We start from the raw sequence: 20376 nt of genomic DNA, 5'->3' as shown, positions 1-20376 counted from the left end.
GCGGACTACGCCTTCTCGTTCGAGCTGGACTCGAGGTCGGCCAGGAAGCGGTCGACGACGTTCTTCGCCTTGGCGTCGTCGCTGAGCGACTCGCCGACGACACCGGAGGCCAGGTCGAGGGCCAGCGTGCCGACCTCGCTCCGGAGAGCGGTGACGGCGGCCTGGCGGTCGGCCTCGATACGGGCCTGCGCCGCGACGCCGATCCGCTCGGCCTCTGCGGTCGCCTGCTCCTTGGCCTCGAGAACGATCTGCTTGCCGTCCTCACGGGCGGACTCCCGGATCGTGCCGGCCTCGACGCGCGCCTCGGCCAGCTGGGCCGTGTACTGCTCGAGAGCCGCCTCGGCCTGGCGCTGGGCCTCGTCGGCCTTGGCGATGTTGCCCTCGATCGCGGCACCGCGTGCGTCGAGCATCGCCTGGAACTTGGGCAGGTAGCCCTTCCAGAACGCGACCAGGATGATCACGAAGATGACTGCCGACCAGATGATGTCGTAGTCAGCCGGGATCAGCGGGTTGGGGGCCTCCGCCTCGCCTGCTGCCCGTACTAGTGCGTGAAGCATTCACGCCTCCTTGCTACGAGTTCGAGGGATCAGACGAAGATGAAGCCGGTGGCGATACCGATGAACGCCAGGGCCTCGGTGAAGGCGATACCGATGTACATCAGAACCGTGAGGCGACCGGCCAGCTCGGGCTGGCGGGCGATCGACTCGATCGTCTTGCCGACGACGATGGCCACACCGATGGCGGGGCCGATGGCGGCGAGACCGTAACCGACCGTCGCGATGTTTCCAGAGATTTCAGCGAGAACGGTAGTTGCGTCCACGAGTGTTTTCCTTCCGTAGTGGCGATTCCGGCGGGTGCAGGGATCGTTTAGTGTTCGTCAGCCAGCGCGAGCTGGATGTAGACGGTGGTGAGCAGGGCAAAGACGTAGGCCTGGAGAACCGCGACGAGCAGCTCGAACAGGGTGAAGGCGAAGCCGAAGGCGAAGGTTCCGACACCGAGGATGGGGAACAGCCCGCCCGCGGAGAACAGGAAGAAGTGGGTCGCCGCGAAGAACAGCACGAGCAACAGGTGCCCGACCATCATGTTCATCAGCAGACGCAGCGTCAGCGTGACGGGGCGAAGCACGAAGGTCGACACGATCTCGATCGGCGTCACGATGATGTACAGCGGCCACGGCACGCCCGTGGGGAACAGCGCGGTCTTGAAGAACCCGCCGCCGTGCTTGCGGATGCCCGCCCAGATGAAGGCGATGTAGGCGGCGACCGCCAGGACGAGGGGCAGACCGATGACGCTGGTTCCCGCGATGTTGGCGAACGGGATGACACCCGTGAGGTTCATGAAGAGGACGGTGACGAAGATCGCCACGATCAGCGGCGCGAAGCGCTTGCCGTCCTTCTCGCCCAGGAGGTCTTCGGCGACGCTCTTGCGGGGGAGGTCGATCAGCATCTCGATCGCGGACTGGAAGCGTCCGGGAACGATGCGCAGCTTGCGGGTCCCGAGCCAGAAGACGACGAGGATGAGCACCAGGACGATCAGTCGGATCATCATGATCCGGTTGATGGCGAAGGGCGTTCCCTCGAAGAGCACGATCTCGGGGAAGAACTCGGCCACGGACGGTGCGTGGAACTCGCCTCCGTCGGACGCGGTCGGGAGGAGCAGGTTCACGGCCTGGGAAATCAGCGTTATCTCCTGTTTCGGGGCGGGTACCGGAGGCCTCGCAACGACGAACATTCGGAAGACGGCCGGTTATGAGCGCGCCTCAACAGGCTGCACAATCCGGGGAATCTTCCTCCACTGTAGCAAAAACCTCAGCGTCTAACTAATCGAATTGCCCTCGTCGCGGCCTGTGGTCTGACCAGGCAACTCGACGTCGCTGACGTTGCCGATCCGCGCACGCGAGACGATCACGACGTCAAGGATGAGCGAGACGAGGACGCCGGCGATGATGCAGAGCAGGAACACGGTGCGGTCCAGCCACGGCTGGCCAGACAGGGTGAGCACGAGCACGATGAAGATGACGAACTTCAGCACCCAGCCGCCCAGCACGATGGCGAAGAAGGTGGTGACGTAGCCGGGGGTGTCCTGGAACCGGTTCGCGAAGAGGATGCTCGCCGCGGTCATGGTCACCAGCACCGCGGCGACGACGGCGCCGAGCAGCGCGCCGACCAGCCCCGTGCTGCCGACGACGAGCCAGCCCACCACTCCCCCGACGACGGCGATCGCCAGGGCCAGGAGCAGTCCGGCGCGGACGATGGTGCGGAAGACGGGCGTGCTGCTCATGGCAACTCCTCTGGGGTGGGGGTCGGCGTCGGGCTCGGAACGGAACGGGAACGGCGTCGGCTGAGGCGACGGGACAGGATCGGCCAGATCGTGAACAGCGTGCACACGATCACGCCGACCACGAGGAACAGGCCAGCCCACCAGGACGGCCGGATCAGGAACGCCAGCAGGCAGGCGATCGAGATCACGCTCGTCCAGGCGTAGAAGACGAGCACGGCGTTGAGGTGGGAGTGCCCGAGGTCGAGCAGACGATGGTGCAGGTGCTTGCGGTCGGCGGCGAACGGGGACTGACCGGCGCGCAGGCGCCGCAGCACGGCCAGCGAGAAGTCCAGCAACGGGAGGATGAGGATGGCGATCGGCAGGATCACGGGGATGTACGCACCGATGAGCTGACTGCGCCCCAGTGTGGCGTCGCCTCCGGCCGCGCCGAGCGCCTCGGGGTTGATCTGACCGGTCATCGCGATCGCACTCGTGGCCATCAGCAGACCGACGAGCAGGGCGCCGCCGTCGCCGATGAACATCTTCGCCGGGCGGAAGTTCAGCGGCATGATCCCGACGCAGACACCGACGAGGACCGCGGAGATCAGCAGCGACAGGTTGAACCAGCTGCTCTGGCCGAGCTCCCTCACCATCATGTAGCCGTACACGAAGAACACGCTGTTGGCGATGAGCGCGACACCGGCGACGAGCCCGTCCAGTCCGTCGATGAAGTTCACCGCGTTCATCACCAGGACGATGATGAACACCGTCAGCGTGAACGACAGCCAGCTCGACCCGACCGTGAGGCCGCCGATCGGCAAGGAGTAGACCTGCACGCCGAACCAGGCGATCACCCCCGCGGTGACGAACTGCGCCGCGAGCTTGATCATCCAGTCCAGGTCCCAGAGGTCGTCCGCCACACCGATGACGACGATCAGCGTGGCCGACACGAGGACGGCGGGCACCTCGCCGCTGCCGTCGAAGACGATCTGGAAGTACGGGTTCACCGAGGCGACGAGCACGGCGACGAGCACACCGACGTACATGGCCACGCCGCCGAGGCGCGGCGTCGGCCGCGTGTGCACGTCCCGCTCGCGGATCGGCGGATGCCAGCCGCGCTTGAGCGCCAGCTTGTACACGGCGACCGAGACGACGAACGTCACCACCGCCGCGATCAGTGCGATCAGGAGATACTGTCTCACCGGGTCGCCGCTCAGTCCTCGGCCAGGAGACGGCCGACGACGGCCCTCAGGCGTTCGCGGCTGACGGCGCCGTCCCTGAGCACGGTGAGGTCCCCGCCGTGGAGCAGGGCGGTGGCGTCGACGATCGTCGACGCCTGCTCGCCCCCCGACCCCGCCGACAGGTAGACGCCCACCGAGTCGCCGAGCATGGCCTCGGCCTCGGCGGCGGTGCGCGCGGCGGGCTGGCCGGTGAGGTTCGCCGAGGACACCGCGAGCGGGCCGGTCTCGGCGAGCAGCTCGAGGGCGACGGGGTGGTCGGGCATGCGGAGCGCGACCGTCCCCTCCGTCTCGCCGAGGTCCCAGGACAGCGAGGGGTGCGCGAGCAGCACGATCGTCAGGCCGCCCGGCCAGAACTCGTCGATGAGGTCGCGGACGGCGCGGGGGACCTCGCTCGCGAGCGCGTCGACCGTGGTCGCCGCGGGGACGAGGACGGGGGGAGGCGACTGCCGGGTCCGGCCCTTCGCGTCGAGCAGCCGCTGCACGGCGGAGGCGGAGAACGCGTCGGCGCCGACCCCGTACACCGTGTCCGTCGGCAGCACGATGAGCTCGCCCTTGGCGATGGCCTGACGGGCGAGGCGGGTACCGGTCAGCAGCTCGCTGTCGACGCTGCAGTCGAAGATCCTGGACATCGGACCCACTCTACCGCGAGGCGCCGGCGACTCAGCCGTGCCGGCGGGCGTGCGTGACCCTGTCCCTGCCGCTGAGGTCGGGGATCGTCGTCGCCTCTGACCAGCCGGCGGCCGTCAGCAGCTCCCTGATCTGCTCGCCCTGCCGCTCGCCGTGCTCGATGGCCAGGAGACGGCCGGGCTTCAGCAGCTCCGCTCCCCTGACGGCGAGCACCCGCACGACGTCGAGCCCGTCGGGACCGCCGTACAGCGCGAGCTCGGGATCGTGGAGCCGCACCTCCGGGTCGCGGGGGATCGCGTCGTCCGGCACGTAGGGAGGGTTGCTCAGCACCAGGTCGACCGTGCCGTCCAGCTCGTCGAGGGCGTCGCCGAGGTCGCCCCTCACCACGGTCGCGTTGTCCAGGCCGAGGCGACGGCGATTGCCCTCCGCCCACAGGAACGCCTCGACGGAGGCCTCGACGGCCCAGACGCGGCTCGCGGGGCTCTCCGTCGCCACGGAGAGGGCGATGGCGCCCGAGCCCGTCCCAAGATCGACGACGACCGGTCCCCCCGCGGCGGCGGCAACGGAGCCGCCCGCGTGCTCCAGGCGCTCGAGCTCGTCGAGGCCGAGCTGCACGAGCACCTCGGTCTCCGGTCGCGGCACGAAGACACCGGGCCCGACTGCGAGCTCGATCCGGCGGAACGCGGCGACGCCGGTGATGTGCTGCAGAGGTTCGCGCGCCATCCGCCTGCTCACGACCTCGCCGAGCGCGTCGAGCGCCGCCGGGTCCAGCGGCCGCCCGAGCACGATCGCGGTCTGCAGCTGCGCCCTGTCCAGGCCGGAGACGAAGGCGATCAGCAGCTCCGCGTCGACATCGGCGGAGGGGACACCAGCCGAGGCGAGCAGGGCGACGGTCGCGCGGCGCACCGCGCCGGCGGAGGGGTCGGCGACGAGGGAGGGGAAGGGCCGGACCGGCCGGGGGTACTCGGTCATGCGCGCCTGGAAGTCCTCACCCCTGGAGCCTAGCCGAGCGGTCGCGACACCACGCGTCACACGGCGAGGACGAGCCCATACACTGAGACGGAGTCCCCCGACCACCGATCAGGAAGTGCACCCGTGACTGCTTCGATTCACCCCAACATCACCACGGCGTTCGGCAACACCCCCCTCGTCCGGCTCAACCGCGTCGCCGGCGATCAGGCGACCGTCGCCGCCAAGCTCGAGTACTTCAACCCCGGGTCGAGCGTCAAGGACCGTCTCGGCATCGCCATCGTCGACGCCGCCGAGGCCAGCGGCGAGCTGAAGCCCGGCGGCACGATCGTCGAGGGCACCAGCGGCAACACCGGCATCGCCCTCGCCCTGGTCGGTGCGGCGCGCGGCTACCGCGTGATCCTGTCCATGCCCTCGTCGATGAGCCAGGAGCGCCGCGTGCTCCTGCGCGCGTTCGGGGCCGAGCTCGTGCTCACCGAGCCGGCGCTGGGGATGAAGGGCGCCGTCGCGAAGGCGCAGGAGATCGTCGAGAGCACCCCCGGCGCGATCTGGGCGAAGCAGTTCGCCAACGAGGCCAACGCCGAGATCCACCGCAAAACCACGGCGGAGGAGATCTGGCGGGACACCGACGGCGAGGTCGACATCGTCGTCGCCGGCATCGGCACGGGGGGAACCATCACCGGCGTCGGCCAGGTGCTCAAGGAGCGCAAGCCCGGCGTGCAGATCGTCGCCGTCGAGCCGGTCGACTCCCCGATCCTCAACGGCGGCCAGCCCGGGCCCCACAAGATCCAGGGCATCGGCCCCAACTTCGTCCCCGAGGTGCTCGACACCACGATCTACGACGAGGTCATCGACGTGTCCTTCGACGACTCGGTCGCGACGGCGCAGCGTCTCGCCGCGGAGGAGGGCGTGCTCGCGGGCATCTCGTCCGGAGCCGCCGTGTGGGCCGCCGCGCAGCTGGCCGCGCGTCCCGAGAACGCGGGCAAGACCATCGTGGTCATCATCCCCGACACGGGCGAGCGGTACATCTCGACGCCGCTCTGGGCCGGCCTGGCCGACTAGCACGTGTCACCCCTCCGACGCATCCGCGAGGACATCAGGGCGGCCAGGGTCTTCGACCCGGCCGCCCGGTCCTCGTTCGAGGTGTTCCTGAGCTACTCGGGCCTGCACGCCGTGTGGGGCCACCGGCTCGCGAACGCGCTCTGGCGGAGGGGCGTGCGGCTCCCGGCACGCCTGATCTCGCAGTTCACCCGCTTCCTCACCGGCGTCGAGATCCATCCGGGTGCCACGATCGGTCGGCGCTTCTTCATCGACCACGGCTCCGGCGTCGTCATCGGCGAGACCGCGGTCGTCGGCGACGACGTCCTCATGTACCACCAGGTCACCCTCGGCGGCACGACCCGCTCCCCCGGCCGACGCCACCCCACCGTCGGCGACCGCGTCGTCCTCGGCGCGGGCGCGAAGCTGCTCGGCCCGATCACCGTCGGCTCGGACAGCGTGGTCGGCGCGGGCGCCGTCGTCCTGACCGACGCCCCGGACGGCTCCCTGCTCGTGGGCGTGCCGGCCACCGTCCGGCAGCGCGACCGCAGCCAGCGCTGACGCCGGCGGCACGGCCGAACAGCTCGCGGACAAGCGCGGGAGGCGCCGTGGCGGCTCGGAATGCTAGGCGTTGTCGCCGATCTCCGCCAGACGGGCCTCCTCGTCGGCGGTGATCGCCGACTCGATGATCGGGTCGAGCGCACCGTTCATGACGTGGTCGAGGTTGTACGCCTTGTACCCCGTGCGGTGGTCGGCGATGCGGTTCTCCGGGAAGTTGTAGGTGCGGATGCGCTCCGAGCGGTCCATTGTGCGGATCTGGCTGCGCCGGGCGTCGGAGGCCGCCGCCGCCTGCTCCTCCTGCTGGCGGGCCAGCAGCCGGGCACGCAGCACGCGCATCGCCGCCTCACGGTTCTGCAGCTGGCTCTTCTCGTTCTGCATCGACACGACGATGCCGGTCGGCAGGTGGGTGATCCGCACGGCCGAGTCGGTCGTGTTCACGCTCTGACCGCCGGGGCCGGACGAGCGGTAGACGTCGATCTTGAGGTCGTTCTGGTTGATGTCGACCTCCTCCGGCTCGTCCACCTCGGGGAACACCAGCACCCCGGTCGTCGAGGTGTGGATACGACCCTGTGACTCGGTCGCGGGGACGCGCTGCACGCGGTGCACGCCACCCTCGTACTTCAGGTGCGCCCACACGCCCTGCGCCGGGTCGGAGCCGGACGACTTGATGGCCACCTGGACGTCCTTGTACCCGCCGAGGTCGCTCTCCGTGCGCTCGAGCAGCTCCGTCTTCCAGCCCTTCGACTCCGCATAGTGGATGTACATGCGCAGCAGGTCGGCGGCGAACAGCATGCTCTCCGCGCCGCCCTCGCCGCCCTTGATCTCCATGATCACGTCGCGGCCGTCGTCGGGGTCCCGCGGGATGAGCAGGCGGCGGAGTGCCTCCTGCGCCTCGGCGATGGACGCCTCGAGCACGGGGATCTCGGCGGCGAACGCCTCGTCCTCGGCGGCGAGCTCCCGTGCCGCCTCGAGGTCGTCGGTCAGCCCGCTCCAGCGCTGGTAGGCGGCGACGATGCGCGACAGCTCCGCATACCGGCGGTTCACCTTCCGCGCCCTCGCCGCGTCCTGGTGGACGGCGGGGTCGGCGAGCAGCTCCTGCAGCTGCGCGTGCTCGTCGATCAGGACGGAGACGGATTCGAACATGGGGGCCTTCCTGGGTGTGTCGGCGTGCGGACAGGCAACGGGCCCGTCCCCTCCCGGCGATGCGGTGAGGGCACGGGCCCGTGCTGGACGCTAACGGTGGTCGCGGTCGTGCGCTCCGGGGGCGGAGACGGCCGACTTCTGCATCTGGACGAGGAACTCGACGTTGGAGCCGGTCTCCTTCAGCTTGCCGAGGACGACCTCGAGCGCCTGCTGCGGGTCGAGACCCGCCAGCGCGCGGCGGAGCTTCCAGGTGACCTTGACCTCGTCGGCGGCCAGGAGCATCTCCTCGCGCCGGGTCGAGGAGGCGTTGACGTCGACCGCGGGGAAGATGCGCTTGTCGGCCAGCTGGCGGCTGAGCCGCAGCTCCGAGTTGCCGGTTCCCTTGAACTCCTCGAAGATGACCTCGTCCATCTTGGAGCCGGTCTCGACGAGGGCCGTCGCGATGATGGTGAGCGAGCCGCCGTTCTCGATGTTGCGCGCAGCGCCGAAGAACCGCTTCGGCGGGTAGAGCGCGCTGGCGTCCACGCCGCCGGAGAGCACACGGCCCGAGGTCGGCGCGGCCAGGTTATAGGCCCGGCTCAGGCGCGTGATCGAGTCGAGGAGCACCACGACGTCCTGGCCGAGCTCCACCAGGCGCTTGGCACGCTCGATGGCGAGCTCCGCGACGGTGATGTGGTCCTCGGCCGGCCGGTCGAAGGTCGAGGCGATGACCTCGCCCGCGACCGAGCGCTGCATGTCGGTGACCTCTTCCGGCCGCTCGTCGACGAGGACCATCATCAGGTGGACCTCGGGGTCGTTCTTGGCGATGGCGTTGGCGATCTGCTGGAGCACGATCGTCTTGCCCGCCTTCGGCGGGGCCACGATGAGGCTGCGCTGGCCCTTGCCGATCGGGGCGACCAGGTCGATGATCCGCTGGGTGAGCTTGTTCTGCTCCGTCTCGAGGCGGAGCCGCTCCTGCGGGTACAGCGGCGTGAGCGCGCCGAACTCGACGCGCGTGCCGGCGTCCTCGACGCTCAGGCCGTTGATCGACTCGACCTTGACGATGGCGTTGTACTTCTGCCGTCCGGAGCTCTCGCCCTCGCGCGGCTGCTTGATGAAGCCGGAGACGGCGTCGCCCTTGCGGAGGTGGTACTTCTTCACCTGGCCGAGCGAGACGTACACGTCGCTCGGTCCCGGCAGGTAGCCGGAGGTGCGGATGAAGGCGTAGTTGTCGAGCACGTCGAGGATGCCGGCGACGGGGATCAGCACGTCGTCCTCGGCGATCTCCGGCTCGACCTCGTCGCCGGTGCGGCGCTTGCGGTCCCTGCCGCGGCCGCGGCCGCGGGCGGAGCCCTCGTCCTCGGCGTCCTGCTCGTGACCCCTGGGGCCGTTCTGCGCGGTGTCGGCGTCGTGGGTGCTGTCGGCGTTGCCGTTGTTGCCCCTGCCACGGCCACGACCGCGACCCCTGCTGCGGCCGTTGCCCTCGCCGTCGCCGTTGTCCTGGCGGTTGCCGTCCTGGCGGTTGCCGTCCTGGCCGTTGGTGCCCTGGCGGTTCCCGGAACGGCCGGTGCCCTCGCCCTGTCCGCGCTTGTCGTCCTGGCCCGCGTCGCTCTGGCCGCGCTTCTCGGCGGACTTCTGCTCGTTCTGCTGCTCCGACGACGCGACCTCGGCGTCGCCGTTCTGCTGACGGTCCCTGCCCCTGCCCCGGTTGCGACGGCTCGGGCGCTGCTCGGCGGTCTCCTCCTCGGCGGCCGGCGGAACCTGGGCCTGCTCGGTGTCGGCGTTCACGTGCCCACCGGCAGCCACGGGGCCACCGCTGCGGGCACGACGCGAGCCGCGTCCGCTCTCGCCCGCGGGCTGAACGGCGGCGATCGCCTCGGCGAGGCTGGCCTCGATGGCGGCGGCCTCCTCCGGCGCGACGGCGGGCTCGGACGACGCACGACGCGAGCCGCGCTGTCCGCGACCCGAACCACGCGTGCCGTCGGCCCGACGGCCCTCGGCTGCGGGGGTCGCCTCGGGTGCGGGCTCGGCCTCCGGCTCCGCGGACGCGGCCGGAGCCTGGGCCTCAGGAGCGGCCACGGCCTCGGCGGCCGGTGCCTCGACCACGGGCAGCTGGGCGCCCCTGGCGGCGATGATCGCCTCGATGAGCTCCTGCTTACGGAGCTTGGACGCTCCGGAGACTCCGAGACCGGTCGCCAGCTGCTGGAGCGCGGCGACCTTGAGACGGCCGAGTTCGGCGTCCGGGACCTCGGCGGACGAGGTGTTGTTGACGTCTGTCACGTTCGTGGGATTCCTTTCCTCCCGGGCGCTGTGTGCGCAACACGGGGAGTACCACCATCCTTGGGGGCGTGCGTCGCGTCACGGCGACAGGACACTGCACCCCCGAGACACCGCCCGAGCGAAGAGACGCGCGGGCACATGAGGTGATGGGCTGATAGTGCGAATGCAACACGGTGGCAGAGAATGCGCAATTGCGCTCCACCGTGTTGACCCCACACTAGCACCGCCCCGGCCGTGCCGAGACGAAAAGCGTCGCGTTCCTCAGGAATTCACGTCGACGACGCGAGCGCCCCGGATGTCGACCGCCAGGCTGAGTGCCGTCCACGGCACCCCGCTGAGCTCCGCCGCGGCCGCAGCGGCGCGCTCGCGCTCCCCCGGGCCGTTCGCCAGGACGAGGACGGACGGCCCGGCCCCCGACACGACGGCGGGGAACCCGCGCTCGCGCAGCGCCTGGACCATGCCGCTGGTCTGGGGCATCGCCCCCGCCCGGTAGTCCTGGTGGAGTCGGTCCTCCGTCGCGGCGAGCAGCAGCTCGGGGCTCTGCGTCATGGCCGCCACCAGCAGGGCGGACCGGGACAGGTTGAAGATCGCGTCCGCGTGCGGCACCTGCTCCGGCTGGAGACTGCGCGCCAGCTTCGTCGACATCGTCACCTCGGGAACGAGCACGAGCGGCGACACCCCCCTGTGGACGAGGAGCCGCTTGAAGCGCGGGCCGTCCTCCGTGATCCAGGCGATCGTCAGGCCGCCGAAGAGCGCCGGCGCGACGTTGTCGGGATGCCCCTCGAGCTCCGTGGCGATCCGCAGCAGCTCATCGTCGGAGACGGGGCGGTCCGAGCCGACGAGCCCCACCGCAGCCATGATGCCGGCGACGACCGCGGCGCCGGAGGAGCCCATCCCCCTGCCGTGAGGGATCGTGTTCGATGCCTCGATGAGGACGCCGCCCGGCGCGGGGACACCGAGCGCGGCGAAGGTGTGGAGCATCGACGAGGCGACCAGGTTGCGCTCGTCGAGCGGGACCTCGCCCTCCCCCACCCCGGAGACGACGACCCGGACGCCCGGCTCGTCGACGACACTCACCGTCAGCTCGTCGTAGACGCTCAGGGCGATGCCGAGGGTGTCGAAGCCGGGTCCGAGGTTCGCCGAGGTCGCCGGGACGGTGACCCGAACGCGGCGAGGCGCCTCGGTCACGCCGCCGGACCGCCGGAGACGAGCCCGAGGACCTCAGCCACCCGGCGGGTCTCCGCCGGGACGACCGTGGGGCTCACGTCGACGCCGTCGGCGCCCTTCAGCGCCCACTGCGGGTCCTTCAGGCCGTGGCCGGTAACCGTCAGCACGACGCGGGCTCCGGCAGGAACCGCCCCGGCGTCGGAGCGCTCGAGCAGCCCGGCGACGCTGATCGCGGACGCCGGCTCGACGAACACGCCGACCTCGGCCGCGAGGATCTTCTGCGCACGGAGGATGTCGGCATCGCTGATCGCGCCGAAGTAGCCGTCGGTGGCGTCGCGGGCCTCGAGTGCGAGCTCCCACGATGCCGGGTTGCCGATCCGGATCGCGCTGGCGACCGTCTCGGGGTTCTTCACGACCTCACCCCTGACGATCGGGGCGGCCCCGGCCGCCTGGAAGCCGAACATGCGCGGAAGGGTGCTCGCCTCGCCGTGCGCGATCGCCTCGCGGTAGCCGCGGGTGTAGGCCGTGTAGTTGCCGGCGTTGCCCACCGGGATGAAGTGGAAGTCGGGGGCGTCACCGAGGACGTCGACGATCTCGAACGCCGCGGTCTTCTGCCCCTCGATGCGGTCGTTGTTGACCGAGTTCACCAGGTGCACGGGGTAGTTCGCGCTGAGCTCCCTGGCGATGTCGAGGCAGTCGTCGAAGTTGCCCTGGATCTGGATGAGCTCGCCGTTGTGGGCGACGGCCTGGCTGAGCTTGCCCATCGCGATCTTGCCCTCGGGGACGAGGACGGCCGCCGTGATGCCCGCGTGCGCCGCATACGCGGCGGCCGAGGCGGAGGTGTTCCCCGTCGACGCACAGATGACGGCCTTCGCGCCCGCCTCGACGGCCTTCGTGATCGCCATCGTCATACCGCGGTCCTTGAAGGAGCCGGTCGGGTTCATGCCCTCGAACTTGACCCAGACCTGCGCGCCCGTCCGGGCGGAGAGGGCGGGCGCGGGGATGAGCGGTGTGCCGCCCTCGCCGAGGGACACGATGGGGGTCGACTCGGTCACGTCGAGACGATCCGCGTACTCGCGGATGACTCCGCGCCACTGCTTGGCCATTACTCGGCTCCTTCTACTCGGAGGACACTCTCGACGCCGACGACGGATGCGTTGTCGGCGAGGGCGGCGACGGTCTCGCGCAGGGCGGCCTCTCCGGCCGCGTGGGTCCCGATCACCAGCGTAGCGGTGCCCGCTGTGTCGCCCTCGGCGACATCCTGGCGCACGGTCTGCACCGAGACGCCTCCGCGGCTGAACACGCCCGCCACGTCCGCGAGCACACCGGGGCGGTCGGTCACCGTCAGGGTGATGTAGTACCGGGTCCTGACCAGTCCGATGGGGAGGACGGGCAGCTCCGCGTGCGTCGAGCTCGCGATGCCCGGGCCACCGGCGACGTGACGCCGCGCCGCGGAGACCGTGTCACCGAGGACGGCGGAGGCGGTCTCCTGACCGCCGGCCCCCGCCCCGTAGAACATCAGGGGGCCGGCCATCTCCGCCTCGACGAAGACGGCGTTGTTGCCGCCGTGCACCGAGGCGAGCGGGTGGTCGGCGTTCAGCAGCGCGGGGTACACCCTGACCGACACACCGGCGGCGCCGTCCGCATCGACCGCCTTCTCGACGATCGCGAGGAGTTTGATGACGTAGCCGGCCTGCCGCGCCGATTCCACCTGGTCGGCCGTGACGGAGGTGATGCCCTCCCGGTACACGGCGTCAGCGGGGATCTCGGTGTGGAACGCCAGGCTGGCGAGAATGGCGGCCTTCTGCGCCGCATCGTAGCCCTCGACGTCGAGCGTCGGGTCGGCCTCCAGGTAGCCGAGCTCGAGCGCGGTCGCCTGCGCCGCCTCGGCGCTGTCGCCGAAGCGGTGCATCCGGTCGAGGATGAAGTTGGTGCTGCCGTTGACGATCGCGAGGATCCGAGTGACGTTGTCGCCGGCCAGGCTCTCGCGCAGCGGCCGGATGATCGGGATCGCCGCGGCGACCGCCGCCTCGTAGTACACCGCCGCGCCGACGCGCTCCGCCCGCTCGAACAGCTCCGTCCCGTGGGCCGCGATGAGCGCCTTGTTGCCGGTGACCACGTCGGCGCCGCCGTCGATGGCCCGCTCGATGAGCGACTTGGCCGGCTCGATACCGCCCATCAGCTCGATGACGATGTCGGCCCTGAGCACGAGCGACTCGGCGTCCGTCGTCAGCAGCTCACGCGGCAGCTCCCTGTCGCGCGGGGCGTCGAGCCGCCGAACGGCGACACCGACGAGCTCGATGTCCGCCCCGATGCGCCTGGCCAGTTCCTCCCTGCGCTCCAGCAGCACCGCGGCCACCTGGGAACCGACGGTCCCCGCGCCGAGAACCGCCACCCTCACACTGCGATAGTCGTTCATTCCTGGTCCCATCCGGCGTCGCGTGCCAGTAGATCGTCGGCCGTCTCCCCGCGCACGATGACGCGGGCCCGCCCGTCCTCGACCGCGACGACGGCCGGACGGGGCAGGAAGTTGTAGTTGCTGGACAGCTCCCAGCAGTAGGCGCCCGTCACCGGGACGCCGAGCAGGTCGCCGCGACGCACGTCACCCGGAAGGTAGTCCGCGTCGACGACGATGTCTCCCGACTCGCAGTGCTTTCCGGCGATCCGGACGAGCACGGCGTCCTCCGCCGAGGCCCGCGAGAGCACGCGGACGGCGTAGTCGGCCCCGTACAGCGCGGGCCGGGCGTTGTCACTCATGCCGCCGTCGACGCTGACATAGCGCCGACGGGCGGGGCCGCCGGGGGCGTCGACCTCGACGTCCTTGACCGTCCCCGTCTCGTAGAGGGTGACGGTGCTCTGCGCGATGACGCTCCGGCCCGGCTCGAAGGCGAGCACGGGCACGGGGATGCCCCTCCGGGCGCACTGCTCCGCGACGTCGCCGATGATGGCCTCCGCGAGGTCAGCGATGGGGGTCGGGCTGTCGGAGGAGGTGTAGGCCACCCCGAAGCCGCCGCCGAGGTTCAGCTCGGGAACGGGCCCGTCCGCCAGCAGCCGCTCGTGCACGTCCAGCAGACGCGACGCCGACTCGGAGAAGCCCTCCGCCCCGAAGATCTGGGAGCCGATGTGGCAGTGCAGGCCGAGGAAGCTCAGGCCAGGCCGCGAACGGACCTCCGCCACGATCGCTGGCGCCTCCGCGAGGGTGACGCCGAACTTCTGGTCCTCGTGGGCGGTGGCGAGGAACTCGTGGGTGTGCGCGTGCACTCCCGAGTTGACCCTGAGCCGCACCGGCTGCACCCGCCCGAGACGCTCGGCGACGTCGGCGACGCGTCCGACCTCCTCCGCCGAGTCGAGCACGATCGCCCCGATGCCGCTCTCGACCGCCTCCGCGATCTCGCGGTCGGACTTGTTGTTGCCGTGGAATCCGCAGTCGGCCGGGTCGACGCCCGCCGCCCTGGCGACGGCGAACTCGCCGCCGCTGCACACGTCGATGCGGAGCCCCGCCGCGTTCATCCACCCGGCGACCGCGGTCGACAGGAACGCCTTGCCCGCATAGTAGACGTGCACGGAGGTCCCGTGACGCTCCGCCGCCTCACGGAAGGCGGAGGCAACCTCGTCCGCGCGGTCCCGCAGGTGGGCGCGGTCCATCACATACAGCGGCGTCCCGAAACGCTCGGCGAGTTCCGCGACGGGGACCCCTCCGATCCAGACGGCGCCGTCCCCGTCGCGCACGGCCGACGAGGGCCAGATCGCGTCGTCGAGGGCGTTCGCGTCATCGGGAAACCGGAGCCACTCGGGGGCGAGAGGGGATGATGCCACTACGGGGAGCCAATCGTCGGTGCGGGGAGTCGCGCTCGGCCGGGAGCGCCTCCGTCGAGTCTAGCGAGAGCACGGTGACGCCGCGGAATACGGGCCCGCGCCGTGGGTGCCCTCGGCGGGCGACCGCGCCGGACTATTCGCAGCTGCCGAGCGTCGACAGCCCCGAGCCCGACAGCGGGAGCTCGCTCCCCGTGGCGGTGAGCGCGACGCCGGCGGCGGTGACGTCCACGTCGCTCAGCGTCAGCGCGGACGGCAGCCGGTCCGCGACGCAGACGACCACGGGGTCCCCGCCGAGGATGCGGTCGACCAGAGGCTGCGCGTCCAGGTTCAGACCGCCGGCATCCACGCTCGCGTCCACCGGGGTCAACAGGACCTGCCCGTCGGCGACGCTCGGCTCCACCGTGACGCGGTACCCGACCGCGATGCCGAGGACGTCCTGGGTCCCCGCGTAGCTGAGGGTGCCGTCGCCGAGCTCGACGTCCCCGTCCCCGACGGGGAGCAGGTCGAGGCCGGCGAGCTGCGCCGCATCCGTGCTGACGGTGATCGCGACCGTGTCCACCGGGTCCGTGGTGTTCCGCGGGATGCCTGTCAGGGTCGCGTGCGCGGAGAGCTCGACACCGTCCGCGGTGAGGTCGGGCGCATCGATGCTCATCTCGTCGAAACGTCCGGCGATGATCTGCGCGACCGACCAGCCGCCCCCGAGCGTGACGTCGACGTCGCCGCTGACGTTCTCCGGCAGCTTCGCCTCGACCTGACCGGCGACGACGTCCTCGACGGCCTGCCGCGCGAGCCGATCGGAGAGCCAGTACCCGACGACGGCGAGGACCACCAGCACGAGGAGGATCACCAGGGCGGTCACGCCTCCCCTGCCGCGACGCCGTGTGCGTCGCGGCCGGTCTGCAGCCGGTGCCGCCTCGCCGAAGATCTCGCTCATGCCGTCCTCCGTCACATCCGCTCGGGCGCGCTCACGCCGAGCAGCCCGAGACCGTTGCGCAGGACCTGACCGGTGGCCTCGTTCAGCCACAGCCGGGTGCGATGCACGTCGCCGACCTGCTCGTCGCCGAACGGCAGCACGCGCCGGTTGTCGTACCAGCGGTGATACAGCGCGGCGAGCTCCTCCAGGTAGCGGGCGACGCGGTGCGGCTCGCGGAGCTCAGCCGACTGGGCGACGATGCGCGGGAACTCCTGAAGAGCGCCGAGCAGGGCCGACTCGGTCTCGTGGTCGAGCAGTTCCGGGGCGAAGGAACTGAGATCGACACCGGCCTCGGCGGCGTTGCGCGCCACCGACCGCGTGCGGGCGTGGGCGTACTGCACGTAGAAGACCGGATTGTCGTTGCTCCGCTTGCGCAGCTGCTCCGGGTCGATGGTCAGAGGCGAGTCGGCCGGGTAGCGCGCGAGCGTGTACCGCAGCGCGTCCGTGCCGAGCCAGCTCTGCAGGTCGTCCAGCTCGACGATGTTGCCCGCGCGCTTGGACAGCTTCGCCCCGTTGACGCTGACGAGCTGCCCGATGAGGATCTCGATGTCGCGGTCGGGGTCCTCCCCCGCGGCGCCGGCGAGGGCCTTGAGACGGTGCACGTAGCCGTGGTGGTCGGCGCCGAGCAGGTAGATCTTGTGGGCGAAGCCGCGGTCGGACTTGGACAGGTAGTACGCCGCGTCGGCGGCGAAGTAGGTGTAGACGCCGTTTCCCCGCCGGATCACGCGATCCTTGTCGTCGCCGAACGCCGTCGTGCGCACCCAGATCGCGTCGTCCTGCTCGTACACGTAGCCCTGCTCCCGCAGCCGCTCCACCGCGTCGTCGATCGCGCTCGTGCCGGAGGGCCCCGCCTCGTGCAGCGTGCGCTCGCTGAAGAACTCGTCGAAGTGCACGTTGAAGGTCTCGAGCGAACGGCGGATCTCGGCCAGCTGCGCCCGGTACGCCAGCTCACGGGCCGTCGCCAGCCGTTCGGCCGGGTCGAGGTCGAGCAGATCGGGGCGCTCGGCGAGCACGGTCGCGGCGAGCTCGCCGATGTACGCGCCGGGGTAACCACCCTCGGGGGTGGGCTCCCCCATGGCCGCGGCGAGCACCGACAGCCCGAAGGTGTCCATCTGGCTGCCCGCGTCGTTGATGTAGTACTCGGCCTGCACCTCGGCGCCCGAGGCGCGCAGCACGCGGGCGATCGCGTCGCCGAGCGCGGCCCAGCGCGTGTGACCGATGTGCAGCGGCCCGGTCGGGTTGGCCGAGACGAACTCGAGGTTGATCCGCTCGCCGGACAGGGAGTCGTTGCGCCCGTAGGCCTCCGCCTGCTCGACGACGGTCCTGGCGAGCGCACCGGCCGCCGCCGCGTCCAGACGGATGTTGATGAACCCGGGACCGGCGACCTCGGCCGAGGCGATGCCCGGCGTGCCGGCGAGCGCCTCGACGACCTCCTGCGCGAGCTGCCGCGGCGGGACGCCGAGGACCTTCGCCAGCTTCATCGCCACGTTGGACGCCCAGTCGCCGTGGTCGCGGTTCTTGGGCCGTTCCAGCGTCACGACCCCCTCACCGATCTCCTGCCCCGCACCCGGTCGGTGCGCGTCCGCGAGGGGGCGGAGGACGGCGAGGATTGCTGAGGCGAGGTCGTCGGGAGTCACGAGCCCCGATTCTAGCCGACCCCGCGATGACGATCCGGCCCCGATCGGCGCAATCACACCGGCGCGTCATGACGGCTTGGTATGTTCGGATCACACCTCCCGCAGAAAGAGCAGCCATGGCTACCCGTTCCGTCTCCCCCGCCCGTCGCGTCGCCACCACGCTGGCCCTCGCCGCCGCCACCGGTCTTCTGCTGACCTCGTGCGCGCAGGGCACGCCGAGCGCGGCCCCCACGACGCCCACCGCCGAGCCCACCGAGGCCGCGCCGGCCACTGAGTCGGCGGCGCCCGAGGAGACGGCGACGGCGGAGCCCACCGAGGCGGCGCCGGAGTCGCAGGCCATCGACATCCCCTGCTCCGAGCTGATCAGCAACCAGCAGATGTACGACTACAACGCGAACGTGTCGCTCCTGGACACGGTCACGCTCAGCGGGACGAGCAACGTCTCCACCATCCAGGAGCTCGGCGGCCTCACCTGCCAGTGGGTGAACGCGACCTCGGAGGAGACCATCGACGTCGGCGTCGCCAAGCTCGACGACGCCTCCATCGAGAACCTCAAGAACATCGCCATCACCCGGAGCAGCAGCGTTCCCACCTACCGCGAGGGCGGCGCGGAGGAGGGCTACTTCTCGACGGCGGGCAAGGAGGCCCAGGTCTTCGTTGGCGACTACTGGATCGCGCTGCACTCGGAGCTGTTCCTCGAGCCGGGCGACCCGCAGCCTCTCGTCGCCGACGTCATCGCCTCGCTGAACGGGTGACACTCGCGGGTGCACCGCCGGTCGGAGAGTCGGCCGGGGGTGCGCTAGGGTAGTCATCGCGCCTCCGTAGCTCAGGGGATAGAGCGCCGGTTTCCGGTACCGAAGGTCGGGGGTTCGAATCCCTCCGGGGGCACTAGTAAACACAAGGGCGGGGCAGAAATGCCCCGCCCTTTGGTGTAGCCAATCGTGTAGCCATCTGCGATCTTGAGCTCCGCTCCCCTTCGCTCTCGTGCCGCTTCCATGCGCGCTCGTCCCGCCCGGTGCGTTGTGCCGCCCGGTGGGTGCTGTCGTGCGGGCGGGATCCGGTCCGGAACCGGGCGCCGCGTGCCCGACACACAGCGGGCCCCCGGCCGAAGCCGGGGGCCCGCCGACCGTTCACCGGTCGCGTCGCAGCGCGTTCCTAGAAGACGCCGTCGATGTCAGACACGACGACGAGCTTCTCGTTGACGAACTCGTTGAGCCCGAGGTCGAGCAGCTCGCGGCCGTAGCCGGCGTTCTGCACCCCGCCGAACGGGAGGTCGGCCTTCACACCGGTCGGGTGGTTGATGTAGACCATCCCGGTCGTGATCCGCTCGGCGAGCTCCTGGCCGTGCGCCTCGTCGGAGGTGAAGACCGAGCCGCCGAGGCCGTAGGGGGTGTCGTTGGCGATCTCGATCGCCTCGTCCTCGCTGCCGGCACGGAGCACCATGGCGACCGGGCCGAAGATCTCCTTGCGGAACACGGGGTTGTCGCGCGTCACGCCGGTGAGGATCGTCGGCTGGACGAAGGCACCCGTGCTCGGGACGGGCTCGCCGACCTCCGTCGCGGTCGCACCGTGCTCGACGGCCTCCGCGATGAGGGCCTTCACGTCGTCCGCGGCGCCCTGCGAGGACAGTGGCGCGAGCACGGTGTCCTCGTCGAAGGGGTCACCGGCACGCCGGGTGGCGACCTCAGCCGTGAACCGCTCCAGGTACTCGTCGTAGACGCCGTCGAGGACGATCATCCGCTTGGACGAGCAGCAGACCTGGCCCGCGTTCCAGTAGCGGCCGAAGGCACCCCACTCCGCCGACTTGGCGATGTCCGCGTCCTCGAGCACGATGAACGCGTCGTTGCCACCGAGCTCGAGCGTGCTCTTCTTGAGCGCCTTGCCCGCCTGCGAGGCGATGACCGCTCCCGCACCCTCCGAGCCGGTCAGCGCGACGCCGCGGACGCGGAAGTCCTCGATGACCCGGCCGGACTGGTCGCGCGTGAGGTACAGGTTGGTCAGCAGTCCCTCGCGAGCGCCGGCGTCGTGGAACAGCTTCTCCATCGCGGCGGCGGACTGCGGGACGTTCGAGGCGTGCTTGAGGACGACGGTGTTGCCAGCCATGAGCTGGGGCGCGCCGACGCGGACCACCTGGTAGTACGGGAAGTTCCAGGGCTCGACCGTGTAGATGATGCCGAGCGGCTGCTTGAGGATCTTTGCCGACTTGCCCGACTCGGGGCTGTGCTCGAGGACACGGGGCTGGAGCAACCCCTCGCCCCTATCCGCGTACCACTGCAGGATGTCGGCGGACAGGCCGACCTCGGCCCTGGCCTCGGCGATGGTCTTGCCCATCTCGAGCGTGAGGATGCGGGCGTACTCCTCGCTCTGCTCGCGCAGAAGCGCGGCGGCGCGGCCGAGCAGCGCCGCGCGGTCGGCGAGCGGGGTGTCCCTCCACTCCTCGAAGGCGGCCTGCGCGGTGTCGAGCGCCCGGTCGACCTCGGCGTCGGTGGCGTCGGGGAAGGTCGCGACGACCTCGTTGGTGTAGGGGTTCACAGTCTGATAAGCCATGGGATTCGTTTCACTCCTCATCGATCCGTGGGCTGGCGTCCTCGCCATATCGGCGGAGATCCTGCCAGGGCACGCCAACCATAACTCCGCCCGACGACGGAGTGTTCCGCAACGCGGGATCGCAGCCCGCTCGCGTCAC

At 70.6% G+C, this 20376-nt stretch carries 19 protein-coding genes and 1 tRNA gene; 4 read left to right on the top strand and 16 right to left on the bottom strand.

Going from position 1 to position 20376, the window contains the following annotated elements; genetic code table 11:
* Window positions 1-5 precede the first annotated feature (5 nt).
* From FM119_RS09415 to prmC, 7 genes are all read right to left on the bottom strand, one after another.
* A complete protein-coding gene (locus FM119_RS09415) occupies window positions 6-557 on the bottom strand; it encodes a F0F1 ATP synthase subunit B (RefSeq protein ID WP_087137477.1) in 552 nt (183 codons plus the stop codon).
* A 29-nt stretch (window positions 558-586) separates the two neighbouring features.
* Window positions 587-820 carry an ATP synthase F0 subunit C gene (atpE, locus tag FM119_RS09410; RefSeq protein ID WP_087137475.1) on the bottom strand — a complete coding sequence of 78 codons (234 nt, stop codon included), beginning with the start codon at window positions 818-820 and terminating at the stop codon, window positions 587-589.
* A 47-nt stretch (window positions 821-867) separates the two neighbouring features.
* Window positions 868-1665 (bottom strand): F0F1 ATP synthase subunit A, encoded by a 798-nt coding sequence (gene atpB, locus FM119_RS09405; protein ID WP_087137473.1) that lies wholly within the window; start codon window positions 1663-1665, stop codon window positions 868-870.
* A gap of 150 nt (window positions 1666-1815) precedes the next feature.
* Window positions 1816-2280, bottom strand: coding sequence for a Cg1360 family ATP-synthase-associated protein (locus FM119_RS09400; protein WP_087137471.1), 465 nt, complete (start codon window positions 2278-2280; stop codon window positions 1816-1818).
* On the bottom strand, window positions 2277-3461 hold the full coding sequence (locus tag FM119_RS09395) for an MraY family glycosyltransferase (protein WP_087137469.1): 1185 nt from the start codon (window positions 3459-3461) through the stop codon (window positions 2277-2279). Before FM119_RS09395 ends, FM119_RS09400 begins: the two co-directional genes overlap by 4 nt.
* Window positions 3462-3472: 11 nt before the next feature.
* Complete coding sequence (locus tag FM119_RS09390; protein WP_087137467.1) at window positions 3473-4129, bottom strand: L-threonylcarbamoyladenylate synthase; 657 nt, start codon at window positions 4127-4129, stop codon at window positions 3473-3475.
* A 31-nt stretch (window positions 4130-4160) separates the two neighbouring features.
* The gene (prmC, locus tag FM119_RS09385; protein ID WP_087137465.1) at window positions 4161-5099 is read right to left on the bottom strand and encodes a peptide chain release factor N(5)-glutamine methyltransferase; all 939 of its coding nucleotides are present in this window, start codon (window positions 5097-5099) and stop codon (window positions 4161-4163) included.
* Window positions 5100-5222: 123 nt separating this feature from the next.
* Between prmC and cysK the strand changes: the two genes are divergently transcribed.
* Both cysK and epsC read left to right on the top strand, forming a co-directional pair.
* A complete protein-coding gene (gene cysK / locus FM119_RS09380) occupies window positions 5223-6158 on the top strand; it encodes a cysteine synthase A (RefSeq protein ID WP_087137463.1) in 936 nt (311 codons plus the stop codon).
* Window positions 6159-6161: 3 nt separating this feature from the next.
* Complete coding sequence (gene epsC, locus FM119_RS09375; protein WP_087137461.1) at window positions 6162-6695, top strand: serine O-acetyltransferase EpsC; 534 nt, start codon at window positions 6162-6164, stop codon at window positions 6693-6695.
* A gap of 63 nt (window positions 6696-6758) precedes the next feature.
* Here the strand turns inward: epsC and prfA are convergent, their stop codons facing one another.
* From prfA to FM119_RS09335, 8 genes are all read right to left on the bottom strand, one after another.
* A complete protein-coding gene (gene prfA / locus FM119_RS09370; protein ID WP_087137459.1) occupies window positions 6759-7838 on the bottom strand; it encodes a peptide chain release factor 1 in 1080 nt (359 codons plus the stop codon).
* Window positions 7839-7928: 90 nt separating this feature from the next.
* The gene (gene rho / locus FM119_RS09365) at window positions 7929-10097 is read right to left on the bottom strand and encodes a transcription termination factor Rho (protein WP_087137457.1); all 2169 of its coding nucleotides are present in this window, start codon (window positions 10095-10097) and stop codon (window positions 7929-7931) included.
* Between the two features lie 261 nt (window positions 10098-10358).
* Window positions 10359-11285: a homoserine kinase gene (gene thrB, locus FM119_RS09360; RefSeq protein ID WP_087137455.1), complete on the bottom strand. Its 927-nt coding sequence runs from the start codon at window positions 11283-11285 to the stop codon at window positions 10359-10361.
* The gene (thrC, locus tag FM119_RS09355) at window positions 11282-12370 is read right to left on the bottom strand and encodes a threonine synthase (protein WP_087137453.1); all 1089 of its coding nucleotides are present in this window, start codon (window positions 12368-12370) and stop codon (window positions 11282-11284) included. Before thrC ends, thrB begins: the two co-directional genes overlap by 4 nt.
* On the bottom strand, window positions 12370-13683 hold the full coding sequence (locus tag FM119_RS09350; RefSeq protein ID WP_087137451.1) for a homoserine dehydrogenase: 1314 nt from the start codon (window positions 13681-13683) through the stop codon (window positions 12370-12372). Before FM119_RS09350 ends, thrC begins: the two co-directional genes overlap by 1 nt.
* Window positions 13680-15080: a diaminopimelate decarboxylase gene (lysA, locus tag FM119_RS09345; protein WP_087137449.1), complete on the bottom strand. Its 1401-nt coding sequence runs from the start codon at window positions 15078-15080 to the stop codon at window positions 13680-13682. The genes FM119_RS09350 and lysA overlap by 4 nt, the downstream gene beginning before the upstream one ends.
* 133 nt (window positions 15081-15213) lie before the next feature.
* Window positions 15214-16014, bottom strand: coding sequence for an LmeA family phospholipid-binding protein (locus FM119_RS09340; protein WP_143822678.1), 801 nt, complete (start codon window positions 16012-16014; stop codon window positions 15214-15216).
* 11 nt (window positions 16015-16025) lie between these two features.
* A complete protein-coding gene (locus FM119_RS09335; RefSeq protein ID WP_087137445.1) occupies window positions 16026-17690 on the bottom strand; it encodes an arginine--tRNA ligase in 1665 nt (554 codons plus the stop codon).
* A 116-nt stretch (window positions 17691-17806) separates the two neighbouring features.
* Here FM119_RS09335 and FM119_RS09330 point away from each other — a divergent pair, with 116 nt between their 5' ends.
* Together FM119_RS09330 and FM119_RS09325 are read left to right on the top strand one after the other, a co-directional pair.
* On the top strand, window positions 17807-18445 hold the full coding sequence (locus tag FM119_RS09330) for a hypothetical protein (protein ID WP_087137443.1): 639 nt from the start codon (window positions 17807-17809) through the stop codon (window positions 18443-18445).
* Between the two features lie 60 nt (window positions 18446-18505).
* A tRNA-Arg gene (locus tag FM119_RS09325) sits at window positions 18506-18578 on the top strand.
* Window positions 18579-18845: 267 nt separating this feature from the next.
* On the opposite strand, the gene FM119_RS09320 is transcribed toward FM119_RS09325, so the two are convergent.
* Entirely contained in the window at window positions 18846-20237 is a 1392-nt protein-coding gene (locus FM119_RS09320) for an NAD-dependent succinate-semialdehyde dehydrogenase (RefSeq protein WP_087137441.1), read from the bottom strand.
* Window positions 20238-20376 lie beyond the last annotated feature (139 nt).

Source organism: Mycetocola reblochoni REB411, from assembly GCF_900163835.1.
GTDB lineage: Bacteria > Actinomycetota > Actinomycetes > Actinomycetales > Microbacteriaceae > Mycetocola_B > Mycetocola_B reblochoni.
Note: the sequence above shows the minus strand (reverse complement) of the source record. Positions and strands in the feature narration are given on the sequence as shown.

What these genes read in the sequence shown, in the direction of transcription:
- FM119_RS09415 (WP_087137477.1), bottom strand. Translation starts at nt 557, where the DNA reads ATGCTTCACGCACTAGTACGGGCAGCAGGCGAGGCGGAGGCCCCCAAC.
- FM119_RS09400 (WP_087137471.1), bottom strand. Translation starts at nt 2,280, where the DNA reads ATGAGCAGCACGCCCGTCTTCCGCACCATCGTCCGCGCCGGACTGCTC.
- FM119_RS09390 (WP_087137467.1), bottom strand. Translation starts at nt 4,129, where the DNA reads ATGTCCAGGATCTTCGACTGCAGCGTCGACAGCGAGCTGCTGACCGGT.
- prmC (WP_087137465.1), bottom strand. Translation starts at nt 5,099, where the DNA reads ATGACCGAGTACCCCCGGCCGGTCCGGCCCTTCCCCTCCCTCGTCGCC.
- prfA (WP_087137459.1), bottom strand. Translation starts at nt 7,838, where the DNA reads ATGTTCGAATCCGTCTCCGTCCTGATCGACGAGCACGCGCAGCTGCAG.
- thrC (WP_087137453.1), bottom strand. Translation starts at nt 12,370, where the DNA reads ATGGCCAAGCAGTGGCGCGGAGTCATCCGCGAGTACGCGGATCGTCTC.
- FM119_RS09350 (WP_087137451.1), bottom strand. Translation starts at nt 13,683, where the DNA reads ATGAACGACTATCGCAGTGTGAGGGTGGCGGTTCTCGGCGCGGGGACC.
- FM119_RS09340 (WP_143822678.1), bottom strand. Translation starts at nt 16,014, where the DNA reads ATGAGCGAGATCTTCGGCGAGGCGGCACCGGCTGCAGACCGGCCGCGA.
- FM119_RS09330 (WP_087137443.1), top strand. Translation starts at nt 17,807, where the DNA reads ATGGCTACCCGTTCCGTCTCCCCCGCCCGTCGCGTCGCCACCACGCTG.
- FM119_RS09320 (WP_087137441.1), bottom strand. Translation starts at nt 20,237, where the DNA reads ATGGCTTATCAGACTGTGAACCCCTACACCAACGAGGTCGTCGCGACC.